The sequence below is a fragment of the Vibrio sp. 2304 genome (genome assembly GCF_033339475.1).
In the GTDB taxonomy this organism is placed as follows: Bacteria; Pseudomonadota; Gammaproteobacteria; order Enterobacterales; family Vibrionaceae; genus Vibrio; species Vibrio alginolyticus.
The window spans coordinates 152,688-172,684 of record NZ_JAWOUQ010000010.1 but is presented as its reverse complement, the minus strand read 5'-3'; the positions used below and the strand labels follow the sequence as shown (position 1 = coordinate 172,684).

The following is a 19,997-nucleotide window of genomic DNA, read 5'->3' as shown; positions in this document are numbered from 1 at the left end:
AAATGGATGAGTGAGAACATTATGAGATTTTCATTACAGATTTATTTCATACCACGCATTGCATAAGAGTTGTATTCTTTTCAGGTGTTTAATGTGATCTGTAATATAATTGTCATCTTAACGACATATTCTAGTACTAAGTCAAAAAAGGTAGAGATTTAAATGGCACAAGCCGAGTTTTCATTGCAGGAAAAAGATAAGAAACGACTGATAAAAGATCGTTTAGTTCGACTTGCAGTGACATCCGGTGGTGTCGGCGTACTCGCGGCGCTTATTTTGATCTTTGTCTACCTCGCTATGGTGATCATTCCGCTTTTTTCTGATGCGGAGATCAAAACCAACCAAGCCATTCGAGCCACTCATATTGAAACACCACTTGCGATTTCAGTGGATGATTACGCTCAGCTTGCGTTCGTCCTAACCCAAAGTGGTGAGATTCAATATTTGTCGATGGACGAGCCTACGAAACCTGCGGTGTATACACAGCAAATCGTCCAGAAACCCGTCGCTTTCTCTCAATCTGCTCCTGGGCTAGGTTGGTATGGATTTGTTGATGGGCAGGGTAAAGCGAACCTTTTCAAGCCAGAATTTAATGCCACGTTGAGAGAAAATACACGTCCTCCGGAAGTGATTGAGCTAGACACCAGCATGGATCTGACACTAAGTACGCCTCAAGATCCTGTGACTCAGTTTGTATTCGCAGCTTCGACGCCCTTACCAACGGTTGTTTGGCAGACACAAAGCGGTGAAGTGAAAGCTCGCTGGCAAGTGGCTTCGTCTTTGGGTACGCCTCCTACAACGATTGATTTTACGTTCTCTTCAGGTTTTGATACGCCTCAGCAAGTGTTATTGACACCTGACGGTGAAACGCTTTATTTGCGCGATGGCTCTGAGTTGATCGTGTTAAAGAAAACCGCACGTAAATTTGCTGTGCGAGAGGTGGTCGATCTCACTCAAGGTGATAAGAAGCATTCCGTTCGTACGATAGACTTATTGGCTGGTGCTTACTCGCTTTTGGTGACGCACAACGATGGTCGGGTGTCGCAATGGTTTGATACGCTGCAAGAAGAAAAACGCACGTTAACGCATATTCGTGATTTTAAATTGGCGTCAGAGCTTAAGTATTTGTTGCCGGATTCTCATCGAAAAGGATTTTATAGCTTTTACACCAACGGCACGTTGCAAAGCCATTATACAACCAGTGAAAAACTGGTGTTGTTTAAGCGTGCGTACAATCAAGCGCCCGCAATCGCAGCAATGTCTAACAATGAACGCTACTTAATCACTTGGCAAAATAATGCGTTAAATGTTGCGGAAGTGGACAGTGCCTATCCGGAAATTTCATTGTCTTCATTATGGCAAGAAGTGTGGTACGAAGGGTATCCTGAGCCTGAATTTGTGTGGCAATCGACTTCGGCGAGCGATAACTTTGAGGCTAAGTTCAGCCTAGTACCTATTGCGTTTGGAACGATAAAAGCGGCGATGTTTGCGATGCTGTTTTCAGTACCGCTCGCAGTGCTAGGTGCTATTTATACGGCTTACTTTATGTCGCCACGCATGCGTCGTGTAGTAAAACCGTCGATTGAGCTAATGGAAGCACTGCCGACGGTGATCATAGGTTTCCTCGCGGGATTGTGGTTCGCGCCTATTGTCGAAGATCATTTGATTACGATCGTCGTTATGCTGTTTGTTTTGCCCTTGAGCACCATGATTATGGGCGGGCTATGGGCATTAATACCGCAACCTTTGCGGAATCGTCTGCCTAATGGTTGGCATGCTTTAGTGCTCATGCCTGTCATATTGGTACTGATTGGGCTTGGAGTGTGGATTTCGCCTACGATTGAGCAGACGTTCTTTGGTGGCGATATGCGCTTATTCTTAACCGAGCATGGTATTGGTTACGATCAACGCAATGCATTGGTGGTGGGGTTAGCGATGGGGTTTGCTGTTATCCCGACGATTTTTACCATTGCCGAAGATGCCATTTTCTCTGTACCGAAGCATTTATCGGATGGCTCTTTGGCATTAGGGGCCACGCCTTGGCAAACTTTAATCTATGTTGTCTTGCTTACTGCAAGTCCAGGTATTTTTTCTGCCATTATGATGGGCCTGGGACGCGCTGTTGGCGAAACCATGATTGTGTTAATGGCAACGGGCAATACGCCATTAATGGATTGGAATGTTTTGGAAGGATTGCGCAGCTTATCGGCAACCATCGCCGTTGAGTTGCCAGAGTCGGAAGTTGGAAGTTCGCATTATCGCCTGCTGTTCCTAGCTGCATTGATTTTGTTTGTGTTTACGTTTGCAGTAAACGCGCTTGCGGAGTGGGTTCGTCAGAGACTGAGAGATAAGTACCGTGCGTTGTAATAATGGTTTGAATAAAGAGCGAGTAATAACGTGTTAAATTGGATTCGTTCTGGCGCACCGTGGATATGGCTAACAGGCGGTGCAGTCAGCATCAGTTTGTTGTCGGTATTAGGGTTGTTACTCCTTATCGGCTGGAAAGGCCTGACTTACTTTTGGCCAGCGCCCTTGTATCAGTGGAATGTTGCAGCGCTGACTCCTGTACAAGGCGAAGTGCTACATGAAAATACTATTCTGATTGGTCAAGTGTATGAGCGCAGCTTTGTACCGAAGAGTTATTTGCCTGAAAGCGCAGCACAACAGTTAGAAGACGATGAAGATTTTGCCACGCGACTCAACATCAAAATCGCTAACCGAGAGTTGTATCCCGCCGATTTTATCTCCGTATTGCAAATGCAGTTGGATGAGCCCACGACGCCAAAAGAGTGGGCGGTGATAGAGCGCAGTAGTGGTGGTTACTTCTTTGGTAAGCTGGTGGCGTTTCAAGATGGCGATAATATATACACCAGTGATATTCAATCGGTACTAAATAAAAAGCTTGATGATGCAGAAACTCTGCGCCATGAGATTGATTCTTTGGTGGTCGATCAGCTTAAAGAGCTTGGTTGGAAGCTAGAGCAGTTGCGATTAGAAAAGCGCAAGCATGAATTGAATGACACGCTGACAGAAAGCTTCTTAAAGGAAAATCAGACGAAAAAAGAGCAGATAGAAAAAGCGCTTGCGACGTTAGATTTGCAACTTGATGGTTTACGACTTCAGCTCTCTGACTATGCCTTGATTGCCGAGGATATGACGGGGTCACAAGTATCGATTCCGCTCGAAGATATTTTGGACTACTGGTATCCAAACCAAATGTCACTGCCTGATAAAGTCATGCATTGGGGAAAACAGGTTTGGAAGTTTTTATCTGAAGATCCAAGAGAGTCTAACTCCGAAGGAGGCGTGTTCCCTGCGATATTTGGTACGGTTTTCTTAGTACTCATCATGTCGATCATTGTGATGCCACTCGGGGTGATCGCCGCTATCTATCTACATGAATATGCTAAGAATAACGCTCTAACCAGAGTTATTCGTATTGCGGTTATAAACCTAGCGGGTGTTCCATCGATTGTTTATGGCGTGTTTGGTTTAGGTTTCTTCGTTTATACGATTGGTGCCTCTATCGACAACGTATTCTATGCGGAGAAGCTACCGGCACCAACCTTTGGTACGCCGGGTTTGTTATGGTCAGCACTAACTCTTGCTGTGCTGACGCTTCCAGTTGTGATTGTGACGACAGAAGAAGGTTTAACTCGAATTCCGAGCTCCGTACGACATGGCTCTCTGGCACTTGGTGCAACTCAGTTCGAAACGCTATGGCGCGTGGTTTTGCCTATGGCGACGCCAGCTATTATCACAGGTTTGATCCTTGCGATTGCGCGTGCAGCTGGCGAAGTAGCGCCACTGATGCTGGTGGGGGTCGTGAAATTGGCATCCAGTTTACCGGTTGACGGACAATTCCCTTATGTGCATTTGGATAGAAAGTTCATGCATTTAGGTTTTCACATTTACGATGTTGGCTTTCAAACCTCCAACATCGAAGCGGCGCGACCATTAGTTTATGCTACCTCTTTCTTACTCGTGACAGTGATTGTCGGGCTAAACTTAACAGCAATCAGTATTCGCAATAATTTACGAGAAAAATACAGAACGTTAGGACAAGATTAAGTATGTTTAATTTTGATAGTACATTAGGTTATGAGCCACCATTGGATGTTCATAATTTAACGGATGAACAAACAGCCATCTCAATCGAGAACCTTAATCTGTTCTATGGTCAAACTCAGGCGCTGCATGATATTTCGATGCGAATTCCCAAAGGGCGAGTCACCGCTTTTATCGGTCCTTCAGGGTGTGGAAAGTCGACGTTATTACGTTGCATCAATCGCATGAACGACTTAGTGGAAGGGTGTCGAGTCACAGGTAAAGTGCGTCTCCATGGCAAGAATGTTTATCATCCTAATGTCGATGTTGCGACACTTCGACGCCGAGTGGGGATGGTGTTTCAAAGACCCAATCCATTTCCTAAGTCTATTTATGAAAACGTAGTTTATGGCTTACGCTTACAAGGTGTAAAAAACAGCCGCAGTTTAGATGACGCAGTGGAGCGATCCTTGCGCTCGGCGGCGTTGTGGGATGAGGTAAAAGACCGCTTGCATGAGAACGCATTTGGCTTATCTGGTGGTCAGCAACAGCGCTTGGTCATTGCGCGGGCGGTGGCGATTGAGCCGGAAGTCCTGTTATTGGACGAGCCAACATCAGCGTTGGATCCAATCTCAACTTTAACCATTGAAGAGCTTATCAATGAGCTGAAGACTCAATATACTGTTGTTATCGTTACCCATAACATGCAACAAGCGGCGCGAGTGAGTGATCATACTGCATTCATTCATATGGGTAAGTTAATTGAATACTCTGACGCGGACTCGATCTTCACCTCGCCAATGAAGAAGCAGACCGAAGATTACATTACGGGTCGCTACGGTTAAGTCGCGACTCTATACGGAATAAGGAACATCATGCACTTTGGACGTCATATTTCAGGACAATTTAACGTAGAGCTAGAATCGATTCGTACTCATGTATTAACCATGGGGGGCTTGGTAGAACAGCAGCTTTCGTATGCTATTCAAGCCTTGCATAAAGAAGACATCGAACTGGCGCGTAAGGTTGTGCGTGACGATCATAAAGTGAATGCGATGGAAGTCTCGATCGATGACGCCTGTACACGCATTATTGCTAAGCGTCAGCCAACGGCAAAAGACTTGCGCTTAATCATGGCTATCATCAAAACGATCACTGATTTAGAACGCATCGGTGATGTGGCGACACGCATTGCTTACGTTGCCATCGAAAGCCCATCATCAAAAGAACGACAATTCCAAGTGTCGTTAGAGCCTCTCTGCCGTCAGGCAATTAATATGCTGCATCAGGTTTTAGATGCGTTTGCCCGCATGGATGTAGAAGCGGCAGCAGAGGTGCATAAACAAGATGACAAACTAGACGCCGAGTATGAAGCGGTGATTCGTCAGTTGATGACTTACATGATGGAAGATCCAAAAAATATCCCTAACATTCTGCAAGTGATGTGGTCGGCACGCGCGATTGAACGCGTGGGGGACCGCTGCCAGAACATCTGTGAATACATTATTTACTTCGTGAAAGGGAAAGATGTACGCCATCTAGGTGATCAAAGTATTGATGACGTACTGAAGTAACTGACTTCAATAAATAGACCAGCTTTTAGGCTGGTCTATTTATTAGAGAGAAGGAAAGCACATCAATATTTATCAGGAACGAAGGTCTGATCATCAATGGGCGCTCTGACGTAACCTTCTTTATTGAGTTCAGGTAATTCGATGGGTGAGTACTCAAGTGCTTTGTAATCAATCTGGCTTAGTAAATGACTGATACAGTTCAAGCGCGCTTTCTTTTTGTCATCAGAAGGGACGACCCACCAAGGGCAGTTTTTCGTGTCTGTATAGGCAAACATCTTATCTTTTGCTTCCGAATACTCCGCCCAGCGATGACGTGACTCTAAATCCATTGGGCTGAATTTCCAACGTTTGATCGGCGTATTAATTCGACCTAGAAAACGTTTTTCCTGCTCTTCGTCTGAAACCGAAAACCAATACTTAATCAGAATAATCCCAGAGCGTTGCAACATTCTCTCGAATTCAGGGCAAGAGCGTAAAAACTCCTCGTATTCGTCTGGAGTACAGAACCCCATGACTTTTTCGACACCTGCTCGGTTATACCAACTTCGGTCAAATAAAACGATTTCACCAGCAGATGGTAAATGAGCGACGTAACGTTGGAAGTACCATTGCGTTTTTTCTTTTTCTGTCGGTGCAGGCAGAGCCACTACGCGACAAACACGCGGGTTTAGCTTTTCTGTAATTCGCTTTATCACCCCGCCTTTGCCCGCAGCATCACGGCCTTCAAACAGAACCACCACTTTTAACCCTTTGTGTTTGACCCACTCTTGAAGTTTTACGAGCTCAACTTGAAGGTTTTTGAGCTCCTTTTCGTATTCCTTTTTCTTCAATTTAGACATACACCTTTCCTCACTCCTTGATAAACAATATGTTAGCACTCAAAAGCTATGCGCGTGAGGTTACGGTGGTCTATTTGAGAGCTGCTACGACATCGGTAATGGCTTGTGTACTTGTGATGGGGATTAAAAAATCATCGACATCGGATGCGCCCATTTTGCTTTGTTCGGCAACAAAGGTCATTTGGCTAGGGCGTGTGGTTTTGCCTGACAGATGGATTTCAGGAACTTGAGTGTCTTCTACTAACGCACGTACGTTACTCGCATTAACGCCAGCCCCCGCCATGATTGCTATGCGCCCTTGGGCTTGATTAACCAAAGCTCTAAGCACATCGATCCCTTGTGGTGCTGAAGGCGCAAGACCGGAGGTTAAAATACGTTCACAACCTAAGCTGATCACTTCTTCCAAAGTTTTTTCAGCGTCACGACACTGGTCAAAGGCACGATGGAAGGTTACGCCTAAGCCAATCGCTTGAGCAAATTCACACAGCGCAGCCGAGTAAGGCATGTGGATATCCCCCTCTTGGGTGAGTACACCGAGAACCACACCATCCAAGCCCGATTGGTGAGCCGCTTCAATATCCCAACGCATCATTTCGATCTCTTCTTCACTGTAGAAGAAGTCACCTTGGCGTGGGCGGATCATGGCATAAACAGGAATGGTCGAAAGCTTAGCGGCTTGGTGCATAAAGCCATAACTGGGTGTTAGTCCGCCTAAAGCCAAAGAGGAGCAAAGCTCAATCCGAGTGGCGCCGCCAGCAATGGCGTAGTGCAGAGATTCAATATTATCGATACAGACTTCTAGATGAGTAACCACGTTCATTCATCCTGCTAACGTTACAAATAGGTGTTGTGGCTAAGATATTAACAGGGCAAGTAAGCAGAATCTGTATGGAGGGGATGATAAATAGAGGTAAAGTTTACGCTGAAGCGTTACCTCATTTTTGCGGTTTATCTGAAGGAAAAAGAAAGCCCAGAGCAGAGGCTCTGGGCTTTGATAGGACTTTACTTAGACTGATTGGCGTTTGCGGTTTTCCGCATTAGCTTTTTGCTTTATATACATCCAACCATCACACCCGTTGAGCTAGGGTGAAGGTCTATTATTTTTTGCCTAGGTCAGCTGCGTGCTCAGATAGGAACGCTGCAACACCTTTTGGAGATGCGTCCATACCTGCTTTACCTTCTTCCCATTGTGCAGGACATACTTCGCCGTGCTTCTGGTGGAAGTTAAGAGCGTCAACCATGCGTAGCATTTCGTCGATGTTACGGCCTAGTGGTAGGTCGTTAACTACTTGGTGACGTACAACGCCTTCTTCGTCGATTAGGAAAGAACCACGGAAAGCAACGCCTGCTTCTGGGTGCTCAACGTCGTAAGCTTTACAGATTTCGTGCTTAACGTCAGCAACTAGTGGGTACTTAACTTGACCGATACCGCCATCTTCGATAGCAGTGTTACGCCATGCGTTGTGAGAGAACTGAGAATCGATAGAAACACCGATTACTTCAACACCTTTAGCTTGGAAGTCAGCTAGACGGTTGTCGAATGCGATTAGCTCAGATGGGCAAACGAAAGTGAAATCTAGTGGGTAGAAGAATACTACTGCTTTCTTACCTTTAGTGAACTCTGCAAAGTTGAAGTTTTCAACGATTTCACCGTTACCTAGAACAGCTGCTGCAGTAAAATCAGGGGCTTGACGACCTACTAGTACCATTTTTTTGCTCCTAAAAAGTATGGTTAGCTCCAAACCGAATTCAGTTGTGTCGGTTTGGTTCGTGTTTGTACGAGACAAACTATAGTACAGATTGTAGTATTGAAAAAAGCGAAATAAATAGATTGAGTTAATCGAAAAAAACGATAATAACAAAACTCTTAACTCGATCACTGGAACGGCGGTAGATACAAATACAATTATGAATAAATGGCCCAGTTTGAAGCAGTTACACTATTTAGTCACACTGCATGAAACAAGACATTTTAGTGACGCTGCAGAGCGTTGTTTTGTCAGTCAGTCGACTTTAAGTAAGGGTATTCAAAACTTAGAGGAATTGATTGGTTGTCCCTTATATGAAAAGAAAGATAAGAAAAGTCCACTGGTTTTTACCCAAACAGGAGAAATGGTAGTAAAGCAGGGGCGAGAGCTGTTAGCAAAAGGGCAAGATTTGGTCGAGCTTGGACGTATGTGCCAAGGCGACGATATGCAAGGCCAGCTAAAAGTAGGATGCATACCAACAATTGCTCCGTTTTTACTGTGTGATTTGGTACAAGAGGTGAACTACCGTTTCCCACAACTGACCCTTTTATTAAGAGAAGACACGACGACAAACTTACTCCAAGCGCTCAGACATGGTGAGCTGGATGTGCTTATTTTAGCGTTACCAGTCGAAATTGATGGGATGGAAAGCCGAGTAGTGGGTAAGGATCCGTTTCGAATGGTTATAAGCGCTAATCAAGCCCAATCGGTCCCTGTGCCGATTCGTTACGCGGATTTACCTGACGAATCCGTCTTTCTACTAGAGAAAGAACATTGCTTAACGGAACATGCGGTATCAGCGTGTAAATTAACAGACAAAGAAAAAATCAATCCGTTTACGGCAACCAGCCTCCATACACTGGTGCAAATGGTTGCGAATGGTTTGGGAACAACGTTCATTCCTCAAATGGCTATCGACCATGGCTTGCTGCATAACCAGAATTTAGTCGTGATCGATCCTCCTGGTAAACAAGCTTATCGCGAAATCGGCTTAGTTTGGCGTCCGAGCTCGTCAAGAACGAAAACATTTAATCAACTTGCAGAAGTCGTTTCAGAGCTGCTTTAGCTATTAGTATTAGCCCTTACTTCTCCATTATTTATCTAAAAGCGCACTGGAAACAGTGCGCTTTCTAGTATTTTATTCTGTTGGTAAACTTTGACTTGTAAAATTTTACAGCTCTTCTTTGATGAAGCTTTCATAAAATAGTGAAATTTCACAATGTTAATTTTACACAAAGCCCTGCATACCTTGTTTGACCCCTGTTTAAATCCATCTCTTCAGCCCTTGTGAATACAAGGTGTTTGTTTACCAGTCTATATTCATACGCTTGTTTGAAATGATAAAACGACTTTAAATTTAATGTAATTTTATTACGTAATAACTTACAAAATAAGGCGCTTGATAGATGGTTTTTACCTTGCGGAATAAAACTTTGAATTTTCTGTTTTGTTTATATTGGGGGTTTCACTAAACCCTTTGTTGATATAGCTTATTTAAAGGCCGATACGACTTATGTCTAGATTGAAAATACACGTAGCATTACGCAATCTATCGGCATGGCTAGACGAGTTGAACACAAAGTTAAAGGATGTAATTTGTTGTTCATAACTTACAAATGTAGCTTTACGCTGACTGCCCAAGATTGATAAAGCACGTTAAGGATGAATGATTATGCTTGCTCAGACAGAACAAAAAACACAACAACTAAAGCAAACCCAAGGCATGCTTGAGGTGAATGGAGTCGTTGCTCCAGAACATCAAGCAATTTTCCCTGTTGAAGCCCAAACCTTTTTATCTCTACTGTGTGAAAAATTTGCCGGACGTGTTGAACAGTTGCTGGAAGCAAGAGAAGAGAAGCAAGCACGTATTGATGCTGGTGAGCTACCAGATTTTCTACCAGAGACACAAGACATCCGTGAAGGAAGTTGGAAGATCCTAGGAATCCCACAAGATCTGCAAGATCGCCGTGTGGAGATTACCGGACCAACTGACCGCAAGATGGTGATTAACGCACTGAATGCGAATGTAAAAGTGTTCATGGCAGACTTCGAAGATTCAATGTCTCCTGCATGGAGTAAAGTGCTGGATGGTCAAATTAACTTGCGCGATGCTGTTAATGGCACCATCAGTTACACCAATCCTGGCAATGGCAAACATTATCAGCTGGAAGATGACCCAGCGGTGTTGATCTGCCGTGTTCGCGGCCTTCATTTAAAAGAAAAACACGTTACGTGGCACGGTCAGATCATTCCAGGTGCGCTATTCGATTTCGCTCTGTATTTCTATAACAACTACAAAGCGTTACTTCAAAAAGGCAGTGGCCCTTATTTCTACCTTCCAAAACTGCAATCGCATCACGAAGCGAAGTGGTGGAGCGAAGTGTTCCATTTCACGGAAGACTACTTCGGTTTGGATACAGGCACCATCAAAGCGACTGTGCTGATTGAAACCTTACCAGCGGTATTCGAAATGGACGAGATTCTGTTCTCGCTTAAAGAACACATCGTTGGTTTGAACTGTGGTCGCTGGGATTACATCTTTAGCTATATCAAAACATTGAAAAAACACTCAGACCGAGTACTGCCAGATCGCCAAGTGGTAACGATGGACAAGCCATTCTTAAACGCTTACTCGCGATTATTGGTACGTACTTGCCATAAACGAGGTGCTTTCGCGATGGGAGGAATGGCCGCATTTATCCCAGCTAAAGACCCGAAAGAGAATCAAAAAGTATTAGACAAGATCCAGACTGACAAATCGTTAGAAGCTAACAACGGCCACGACGGTACTTGGGTGGCTCATCCAGGTTTGGCTGACACTGCTATGGAAGTCTTTAGTGCTGTGCTGGGTGAACGCACCAACCAGTTGGATGTGAGCCGTGCAGAGGATGCGCCTATTACAGCAGCTGAACTGCTTGAGCCTTGTGAAGGCGAGCGCACTGAAGGCGGAATGCGCCACAATATTCGCGTTGCGCTGCAATACATCGAAGCTTGGATTTCTGGCAATGGTTGTGTGCCGATTTACGGACTGATGGAAGACGCAGCAACGGCAGAAATCTCACGCGCCTCTATCTGGCAATGGATTCAACACGGCAAGTCGCTAGACAACGGATTAAAGGTCACTAAAGAGCTGTTCGAGCTCTATCTCAAAGAGGAGATTGAAGTCGTGAAGCAAGAAATTGGCGAACAGCGCTACCATGCGGGTCGATTTGAAGAAGCAGCAGACTTAATGGCAAGGCTCACGACGAGCGATGAACTGACCAACTTTTTGACAGTTCCTGGTTATGACTACCTGGATTAATAAAGAATAACTGTAACACCAATAACGTGAAGGATTTTCAAGGCAGATAGGGAAGTACTGCCTGAGAACGGAAACTCAACGCACACGCATAAAGTGCAAATTATAAAGAGGGATAGACCAATGACTAACTTAACTCGCCGCCAACAAATTGAAGCTCTGGAAAAAGACTGGGCAACTAATCCACGCTGGAAAAATGTGAAGCGTACTTACACTGCCGAGGAAGTGGTGGAACTGCGTGGCTCTATGGTGCCTGCAAACACAATTGCACAACGTGGTGCAGACAAACTTTGGTCACTGGTCAACGGTAGTGCAAAAAAAGGTTACGTAAACTGTCTTGGTGCGCTAACGGGTGGTCAAGCGGTTCAACAAGCTAAAGCAGGTATTGAAGCGATTTACTTGTCAGGCTGGCAGGTAGCGGCGGATAACAACACCGCCTCGACGATGTATCCAGACCAATCTCTTTACCCAGTAGATTCTGTACCGTCAGTAGTAAAGCGTATCAACAACTCATTCCGTCGTGCAGACCAAATTCAGTGGGCTGCTGGTAAGACGCCTGAAGATGAAGGTGGTATTGATTACTTCCTACCTATCGTAGCGGATGCTGAAGCGGGCTTTGGTGGTGTGCTTAACGCTTACGAACTAATGAAATCGATGATCGAAGCCGGTGCCGCGGGCGTTCACTTTGAAGACCAGTTAGCATCGGTGAAAAAGTGTGGTCATATGGGTGGTAAGGTATTAGTTCCTACGCAAGAAGCGGTACAAAAGCTCGTTGCAGCTCGTTTGGCTGCTGACGTAGCGGGAACAACAACATTAGTTATTGCTCGTACTGATGCGAATGCGGCGGATCTCATTACTTCAGATTGCGACCCATATGATAAAGACTTTATTGAAGGTGAGCGCACTCAAGAAGGTTTCTACCGCGTTCGCGCTGGTATCGACCAAGCGATTTCTCGCGGCCTGGCTTACGCACCATATGCAGACTTGATTTGGTGTGAAACGGCTACGCCATGTTTGGAAGAAGCACGTAAGTTTGCAGAAGCAATTCACGCTGAATACCCAGATCAATTGTTGGCGTACAACTGCTCGCCTTCATTCAACTGGGAGAAAAACCTAGATGCAGAAACCATTGCTAAGTTCCAACAAGAGCTGGCTAACATGGGCTACAAGTACCAATTCATCACGCTAGCAGGCATTCACAACATGTGGTTCAACATGTTTGAACTGGCGCACGCTTACGCTCAAGGTGAAGGTATGCGTCATTATGTTGAGAAAGTTCAGCGTCCTGAATTCCAAGCAGCTGAAAAAGGCTATACGTTTGTTGCGCACCAACAAGAAGTAGGTACAGGTTACTTCGATAGAATGACCAATACTATCCAAGGTGGTAACTCTTCAGTGACAGCATTGACAGGTTCGACCGAAGAAGACCAATTCTAATTGGCAGAGAAACACTTCCTTAATCAGCGTCAGTAATGGCATTTTGAGCGGCAACCCTGCCGCTCTTTTTTCGTTTAACCGGTGTAAAAACGAAACTTACAACAAAGAGAATACGCTTGCGTACTACTCTTCCTGCACGATTTCTTCAGGTTCCACTTCTTCTTGCAGTTCCAATAAGTTAATCGCAATGGTCACAAAGTCACTGTCAGTAATGATGCCGACCAATCGACCTTTGGTGACAACAGGTAGACAGCCAACTTTATGCTTTTGCATATAGATAGCGCTCTCTTTGAGCCCCGCGATAGGCTCTGCCGTCATGATATTGGTGTGCATCATTTCGTAGAGCGGTGTGTCTAAAGTAAAAGATTGTTCAGCCTCATCTGGGTGCAAGCTCGATTCTTGAGCAGCAAGAATGTCGCGTTGAGTCACCAAGCCTTGTAAGTGGTTATTGGCATCAACAACCGGAATGTGTCGAATATCAAGCGCATCCATCATGCTTTTTGCATCACGCAAGGTGTGCGTGCGCAGTAAGGTATGAGGATTACGAGTCATCATGTCTTCAACCTTGATCATAGAGACCTCCAGCGGCATTGTCCTTCTCTTAAATATAGAGAATATTTTTCTGTATATCTGGGAGCTAACTCGTTTTTCATCAATTAAATAGCACAATGCTGATGGGCTGCGTAATCTGTGTTTTATTGGTGTTTTTATTAATTTGAATAAGTCGGTTTGTGTGCGAGTCAGTTGGCATTTTTAGTTGATATTGAATGTGTTCCCAAGGTAATCCAATGAATTGAATCGCACATTTTTATTCGCTGGATTTTCCAAGATTCTTCTCTCGAAGAAGATACGTCCAGGCTTACCAAATTGAAGACAGCAACCTAGATGAAACGAACAACGTGTAACAAACTTATTGCGCTGGCAGTGGCGGCATTCAGTGTGCCATCAACACAGGCGATTGTGTTAGGAGATGAACAAACCGATCCTGTTGACCGCGTTACTTTGCGAGCAAGTAATATGGCAGAGTTTCCGCTGTGTGGTGGAACGATGCTGACAGAGCAATGGGTACTGACTGCGGCGCACTGTGTGGTGATGGGACAAGGAACCAATGAAGCAACCTACTATGTGACCCCGCCGGGTGAGCTGTCGGTGAATGCGAATGTGTATGAACTTAATTCTGCAGGGCTTGATAACTTCTATCCGGTGTCTCACGTTGTGGTTCATCCGGATTACACTCGGATTTCAAAAGCTGAGACCGACAGTAATGGCAACGTGAAACCTATCCAAACCGGTTTAGATTCAGACATCGCGTTGCTGTATCTCACGCGCCCAGTGGCAAACGCGAGCTTTGCTGACCTAGCGAGTAAAGTTGACATGGAGAGTATCGAAGCACGTTTGGTGGCGGATTGGAACGATAATTACCTGACCAATCAACGTGTCGAAAATGTGCAAGTTTTTGGATGGGGGGCTACTCAGCCGGATGCTTCTGAACCTTCTAATACGCTCAAAACCACCATTAGCACATTTTTACCCATCGACAAATGTTATGAGCGTTTAGAAATTGGCAGCAGTTTTCCGGGGATCATTGATTCAAGAGACAACCAAACCAAAATTTGTACGCTACCAACACAAAACCATGTATTGGAGCCGGATAGCCATACCCAATATGGCAACTCAGCATGTAAAGGTGACAGTGGTGGCCCGTTGGTCGATGTGGCGACCGGTAAACAAATTGGTATTGTTAGTGGCGGCCCTCTTATTCTACCAACGTGTGGCTCTTTGACGCTCCCAAGTTTCTATACCAAGGTGAGCCACTATTACGACTGGGTACAGTCTTACATCACTGCCGATGCGCCACCAAGTCGTTACATCATTGCGCCGAATTTTATCAAAAGTGCTAACAATGAAAGTGGTGACAATAAAGAGTGTCACGATGGCATTGCGACCAATAACTGTGATTTCAAAGGCTCAGATGATGAAGGTGGCAGTCTAGGGTTTTGGTTATTGGGTTTATTCGTGCCGTTATTCTTGTGGCGAAAGCGTGAGGTTTGATAGGGCGATTGGAATGCCAAACTAATAAGCAGCGGTATACGCTGCTTTGCTTTTTTCATGTTCTCTCTTTTGGGCTCAAATTAAAAATAGTGCCAAGTAATCGAGGCTTTTCACGTTTTATTACACTCTTCACCATGGCTTTTACTGCTATATTCTGGTGATTTGCTTGCTATTGCAGCATGTAAACATATACTAGTCTGCTGCGAAAAACTCGTCGCAATTTTATCGTCGCCTAGACGTGATTTGACCAATAGATAAGACAAGTAACATGCAAGTATCAGATTTCCATTTCGACCTTCCAGATGAACTCATCGCTCGCTACCCTCAACCAGAGCGTACCGCTAGCCGACTGCTGCAAATGGACGGCAATACCGGAGAGCTCATTGATGGCACATTTACTGATGTATTGGGCCAAGTTCAACCCGGTGACTTAGTGGTGTTTAATAATACTCGTGTTATTCCTGCTCGTCTTTTTGGCCGCAAGGAATCGGGTGGTAAATTAGAAGTGCTGGTGGAGCGCATGTTGGATGAGAAAAGCATCCTCGCGCACGTTCGTTGCTCTAAATCACCAAAACCAGGTACAACCATTATTGTTGGCGAGAATGATGAATATTCAGCAGAAATGGTGGCACGCCATGATGCTTTATTTGAACTGAAATTTAGTTCTGATAAGACGGTACTAGAAATTCTGGAAGAAATCGGCCATATGCCGCTTCCTCCTTACATCGACCGTCCAGACGAAGATGCAGATAAAGAGCGTTACCAAACGGTATATAATCAAAAGCCAGGTGCGGTTGCGGCACCGACAGCGGGCCTTCACTTTGATGATGTTCTCTTGGAGAAAATCAAAGCGAAAGGTGCAGAGTTTGCTTACGTTACTTTGCACGTTGGGGCGGGTACATTCCAGCCGGTAAAAGTGGAAAATATCAACGATCACCACATGCATGCCGAGTACGTAGAAGTACCACAAGAAGTCGTCGAAGCAATTAAAGCGACGAAAGCGCGCGGCGGACGAATTATTGCTGTTGGTACCACATCTGTGCGTTCACTTGAAAGTGCAGCGCAAGACGCATTGCAAAAAGGAACTGAGCTGGCCCCATTCTTTGGCGATACTGAAATATTTATTTTCCCTGGTTACGAATATCAGCTGGTGGATTGCTTGATCACCAACTTCCACTTGCCTGAATCAACACTGATCATGTTGGTGAGTGCATTTGCTGGATACGAGAACACCATGAATGCTTACAAACATGCGGTGGAAAACAAATACCGTTTCTTCTCGTATGGCGATTCAATGTTCATCAAGAAGAAAACGGCGTAGTTAAAAGTAGATTTACGAGTGCTAGCAGTAAGCTAGGAAATAAAGCATCCATTGCTTTGTCTCTCGCAAGGAAAAGCGACCGCTCCTTAAAGTAGGGTAGAGCCCTAAACACTCAGTCAGACTGTTTCTCTGACACCCGGAGGCATCGTGAAATTAAAATTCGATCTTAAGAAGAAAAACGGCAATGCACGTCGTGGTCAACTGACTTTCGAACGCGGCACTGTTCAAACTCCTGCGTTCATGCCAGTAGGTACTTACGGTACCGTTAAAGGTATGACACCAGAAGAAGTAAAAGATACTGGTGCAGAAATTCTGCTAGGTAATACGTTCCACCTGTGGCTACGTCCTGGTCAAGAAGTGATGAAAATGCACGGTGACCTGCACGATTTTATGAACTGGCACGGTCCTATTCTTACTGATTCAGGCGGCTTCCAAGTATTCAGCCTTGGTAAGATGCGTACGATCACTGAAGAGGGTGTTCACTTTCGTAACCCAGTAAACGGTGACAAGATTTTCATGGACGCAGAAAAGTCGATGGAAATTCAAAAAGACCTGGGCTCTGACATCGTTATGATTTTTGACGAGTGTACGCCTTACCCAGCGACACGCGATGAAGCGAAGAAATCGATGGAAATGTCATTACGCTGGGCACAGCGTTCACGTGACCATTTCGAGAAGCTAGAAAACCCGAACAACCTATTTGGTATTGTTCAAGGTGGTGTTTACGAAGATTTACGTGATGTGTCGGTAAAAGGTCTAACGGAAATCGGTTTTGACGGTTACGCGGTTGGTGGTTTGGCAGTAGGTGAGCCTAAAGAAGACATGCACCGTATTCTTGAGCATACTTGTCCTCAACTTCCTGAAGACAAACCTCGCTACTTGATGGGCGTAGGTAAGCCAGAAGACTTGGTTGAAGGTGTTCGTCGTGGTATCGACATGTTTGACTGTGTAATGCCAACGCGTAACGCACGTAATGGTCACTTATTTGTGACTGGTGGTGTGATCAAGATCCGTAATGCGAAACATAAAACGGATACAACACCATTGGATCCGCATTGTGACTGTTACACTTGTCAAAACTACAGCAAGTCGTACCTTCACCATTTAGAGCGTTGTAATGAAATCTTAGGCGCTCGCTTGAATACAATCCATAACCTGCGTTACTACCAGCGTCTGATGGAAAGCATTCGTAAAGCAATTGATGAAGATCGCTTCGATGAATTTGTTACTGAGTTCTATGAGCGTCGTGGCCGTGAAGTGCCACCACTAGCAAAAGAGCAGTAATTGAAAGACTAAAAGAATTAAAGCCTTTGGCATGTCGCCAGAGGCTTTTGCTAATAAAGTAGGCTAACGCACGTTATTTTTGAGAGAGCGATCTCTATTAGTTACTCTCAGACTTGAATCTAAAATGCGAAAGCCCAATTTGTTTGATTATCAATAAAATATAATGAGGATGTTTTAATGTTTATTTCTCAGGCTCACGCAGCAGCAGAAGGCGCGCCAGCAGGCGGTGGTTTTGAAATGCTAATCATGCTTGGCATGTTCGCAGTGATCTTTTACTTCATGATTTACCGCCCACAAGCGAAACGCGTAAAAGAACACAAAAACCTAATGGCTTCTATGGGCAAAGGCGACGAAGTTTTAACTAGCGGTGGCCTAGTGGGTAAAATCACTAAGATTGCTGAAGACAATGACTACATTTCAATTGAGCTTAACGCGAACAATGAAGTAGTAATCAAGAAAGACTTCATCACTGCAGTGCTACCAAAAGGTACGCTTAAGTCTCTATAAAACAGCTAAAGGATCCTCGCTGTGCTAAACCGTTATCCATTATGGAAGTACTTGATGGTGCTTTTTGCCATCATCACCGCTGCGTTATACGCACTTCCAAATATCTACGGTGAAGATCCGGCTATTCAAGTTACAGGGGCGCGTGGCGCCTCTGTAGATATGTCAACGCTGGATGCTGTCACTACTGCTCTTAACAAAGAGCAACTTTCTCATAAATCCATTGCTCTCGAAGATGGATCAATTCTTGTTCGTTTTAACGACACTGACACACAAATTAGTGCTCGTGATGTCATCAGCGAAGCGCTAGGCAAAGACACAATTGTTGCACTTAACCTTGCACCTTCTACACCCGATTGGCTAGAAGCGATTGGCGCGTCACCATTGAAGCTAGGTCTTGACCTTCGCGGTGGTGTTCACTTCTTAATGGAAGTGGATATGGATGCAGCGATGGAAAAGCTTGTTGGTCAACAAGAAGAAGCTTTCCGTAGCGAACTTCGTGACGCCAAGATTCGTTACCGTGCAATCCGCCCTTCTGGAAAAGAAGCGGTAGAAGTGTTGTTGCGTAACGAAGAGCAATTAGCAGAAGCGAAAGCAACGCTAGAAAAGAATCACCCGGACATGATTTTTGTCGATTCTGATTCAAATGGCCGTTACGCTCTTACTGCAACCTTTACTGAGCAACGTTTACAAGAGATCCGTAACTATGCTGTTGAGCAAAACATTACGATTTTACGTAATCGTGTCAACGAACTAGGTGTTGCGGAACCATTGGTTCAACGTCAAGGTGCTAGTCGCATTGTAGTTGAACTGCCTGGTGTTCAAGACACTGCTCGTGCAAAAGAAATTCTCGGAGCTACGGCAACGCTTGAATTCCGTGAAGTTGATGATAAAGCTGACCTATCGGCAGCGGCAAATGGTCGTGCGCCAGCAGGTAGTGAAATCAAGATGGACCGTGATGGTCGCCCAGTTGTGCTTAAGAAGCGCGTTATTCTTGGCGGTCAAAGCATCACAGATGCAAGCTCAAGTGTTGATGAATATGGTCGTCCACAAGTTAACATCTCGCTAGACAGCGAAGGTGGTAATAAGATGTCTGCGTTCTCTAAGAAGAACATTGGTAAGCTAATGGCTACCGTGTTTGCAGAATACAAAGACAGTGGCCGTCGTACGCCTGAAGGCAAAGTTATTCTGGATAAGCATGAAGAAGTCATCAACCAAGCAACGATTCAATCGGCTCTTGGTCGTAACTTCCGTATTACAGGTATCGACTCTGCTGCAGAAGCACACAACCTAGCACTTCTACTACGTGCTGGTGCACTGATTGCACCTATCTCTATCGTTGAAGAACGTACCATTGGTCCATCAATGGGCCAGCAAAACATCGATATGGGTATCCAAGCATGTATCTGGGGTATGGTTGCCGTAATGCTATTTACGCTGCTTTACTACCGCGGCTTTGGTTTGATTGCAAACATCGCTCTAATGGCAAACTTGGTGCTTATCATTGGTGTTATGTCGATGATTCCAGGCGCTACCATGACGCTTCCGGGGATAGCCGGTATCGTGTTAACAGTCGGTATGGCGGTTGATGCGAACGTACTGATCTTCGAGCGTATCCGTGAAGAAATTCGTGATGGACGTAGTCCACAACAAGCGATTCACCAAGGTTACGCGAATGCATTCAGCACGATTGCTGATGCGAACATCACAACACTAATTACTGCAATCATTCTATTTGCGGTCGGTACAGGTGCGGTGAAAGGTTTCGCAGTTACTCTATCTATCGGTATCTTAACTTCAATGTTCACCGCCATTATTGGTACACGTTGTATCGTGAACCTGATCTACGGTGGCAAACGCGTTGATAAATTGTCGATCTAAGGCTGGGAATTA

The 19,997-nt window shown here is 45.0% G+C and carries 16 protein-coding genes; 12 read left to right on the top strand and 4 right to left on the bottom strand.

Annotated features, from left to right (window positions below):
• The first annotated feature begins 162 nt into the window (after positions 1-162).
• From R7P64_RS18485 to phoU, 4 genes are read left to right on the top strand one after another with little or no spacing between them, the layout of a single operon-like run.
• Positions 163-2,367: an ABC transporter permease subunit gene (locus tag R7P64_RS18485; RefSeq protein ID WP_318123806.1), complete on the top strand. Its 2,205-nt coding sequence runs from the start codon at positions 163-165 to the stop codon at positions 2,365-2,367.
• Positions 2,368-2,397: 30 nt separating this feature from the next.
• Complete coding sequence (pstA, locus tag R7P64_RS18480; protein WP_151514535.1) at positions 2,398-4,071, top strand: phosphate ABC transporter permease PstA; 1,674 nt, start codon at positions 2,398-2,400, stop codon at positions 4,069-4,071.
• A 2-nt stretch (positions 4,072-4,073) separates the two neighbouring features.
• Positions 4,074-4,892 carry a phosphate ABC transporter ATP-binding protein PstB gene (gene pstB, locus R7P64_RS18475; protein WP_005381745.1) on the top strand — a complete coding sequence of 273 codons (819 nt, stop codon included), beginning with the start codon at positions 4,074-4,076 and terminating at the stop codon, positions 4,890-4,892.
• A gap of 30 nt (positions 4,893-4,922) precedes the next feature.
• Positions 4,923-5,621, top strand: coding sequence for a phosphate signaling complex protein PhoU (gene phoU, locus R7P64_RS18470; protein WP_005381744.1), 699 nt, complete (start codon positions 4,923-4,925; stop codon positions 5,619-5,621).
• Between the two features lie 62 nt (positions 5,622-5,683).
• Here phoU and ppk2 read toward each other — a convergent pair whose 3' ends face one another.
• From ppk2 to R7P64_RS18455, 3 genes are all read right to left on the bottom strand, one after another.
• Entirely contained in the window at positions 5,684-6,460 is a 777-nt protein-coding gene (ppk2, locus tag R7P64_RS18465) for a polyphosphate kinase 2 (RefSeq protein WP_005381743.1), read from the bottom strand.
• A gap of 70 nt (positions 6,461-6,530) precedes the next feature.
• Positions 6,531-7,274, bottom strand: a complete 744-nt coding sequence (locus R7P64_RS18460) for a copper homeostasis protein CutC (RefSeq protein WP_372052165.1) — start codon at positions 7,272-7,274, stop codon at positions 6,531-6,533.
• A gap of 283 nt (positions 7,275-7,557) precedes the next feature.
• Positions 7,558-8,169 (bottom strand): peroxiredoxin C, encoded by a 612-nt coding sequence (locus R7P64_RS18455; protein WP_005381738.1) that lies wholly within the window; start codon positions 8,167-8,169, stop codon positions 7,558-7,560.
• A gap of 199 nt (positions 8,170-8,368) precedes the next feature.
• Here R7P64_RS18455 and R7P64_RS18450 point away from each other — a divergent pair, with 199 nt between their 5' ends.
• The 3 genes from R7P64_RS18450 (at position 8,369) to aceA (ending at position 12,943) form a co-directional block, all read left to right on the top strand.
• A complete protein-coding gene (locus tag R7P64_RS18450) occupies positions 8,369-9,274 on the top strand; it encodes a hydrogen peroxide-inducible genes activator (RefSeq protein WP_005381736.1) in 906 nt (301 codons plus the stop codon).
• A gap of 606 nt (positions 9,275-9,880) precedes the next feature.
• Entirely contained in the window at positions 9,881-11,509 is a 1,629-nt protein-coding gene (gene aceB, locus R7P64_RS18445) for a malate synthase A (RefSeq protein ID WP_017820561.1), read from the top strand.
• Positions 11,510-11,629: 120 nt separating this feature from the next.
• Positions 11,630-12,943, top strand: coding sequence for an isocitrate lyase (gene aceA / locus R7P64_RS18440; protein ID WP_317387963.1), 1,314 nt, complete (start codon positions 11,630-11,632; stop codon positions 12,941-12,943).
• 123 nt (positions 12,944-13,066) lie between these two features.
• Here the strand turns inward: aceA and R7P64_RS18435 are convergent, their stop codons facing one another.
• Positions 13,067-13,516 (bottom strand): CBS domain-containing protein, encoded by a 450-nt coding sequence (locus tag R7P64_RS18435; RefSeq protein WP_318123803.1) that lies wholly within the window; start codon positions 13,514-13,516, stop codon positions 13,067-13,069.
• Between the two features lie 312 nt (positions 13,517-13,828).
• On the opposite strand from R7P64_RS18435, the gene R7P64_RS18430 reads away from it, so the two are divergent.
• The 5 genes from R7P64_RS18430 to secD all read left to right on the top strand — a co-directional run bounded on the left by R7P64_RS18430 (position 13,829) and on the right by secD (position 19,985).
• Positions 13,829-14,995 carry a trypsin-like serine protease gene (locus tag R7P64_RS18430; protein ID WP_318123801.1) on the top strand — a complete coding sequence of 389 codons (1,167 nt, stop codon included), beginning with the start codon at positions 13,829-13,831 and terminating at the stop codon, positions 14,993-14,995.
• 268 nt (positions 14,996-15,263) lie between these two features.
• Positions 15,264-16,316: a tRNA preQ1(34) S-adenosylmethionine ribosyltransferase-isomerase QueA gene (queA, locus tag R7P64_RS18425; protein ID WP_005381728.1), complete on the top strand. Its 1,053-nt coding sequence runs from the start codon at positions 15,264-15,266 to the stop codon at positions 16,314-16,316.
• 147 nt (positions 16,317-16,463) lie between these two features.
• Positions 16,464-17,600: a tRNA guanosine(34) transglycosylase Tgt gene (gene tgt / locus R7P64_RS18420; protein ID WP_318123799.1), complete on the top strand. Its 1,137-nt coding sequence runs from the start codon at positions 16,464-16,466 to the stop codon at positions 17,598-17,600.
• Between the two features lie 177 nt (positions 17,601-17,777).
• On the top strand, positions 17,778-18,107 hold the full coding sequence (gene yajC, locus R7P64_RS18415) for a preprotein translocase subunit YajC (RefSeq protein ID WP_005381725.1): 330 nt from the start codon (positions 17,778-17,780) through the stop codon (positions 18,105-18,107).
• A gap of 21 nt (positions 18,108-18,128) precedes the next feature.
• Positions 18,129-19,985 carry a protein translocase subunit SecD gene (gene secD, locus R7P64_RS18410; protein WP_005381724.1) on the top strand — a complete coding sequence of 619 codons (1,857 nt, stop codon included), beginning with the start codon at positions 18,129-18,131 and terminating at the stop codon, positions 19,983-19,985.
• The last annotated feature ends 12 nt before the right edge of the window (positions 19,986-19,997 follow it).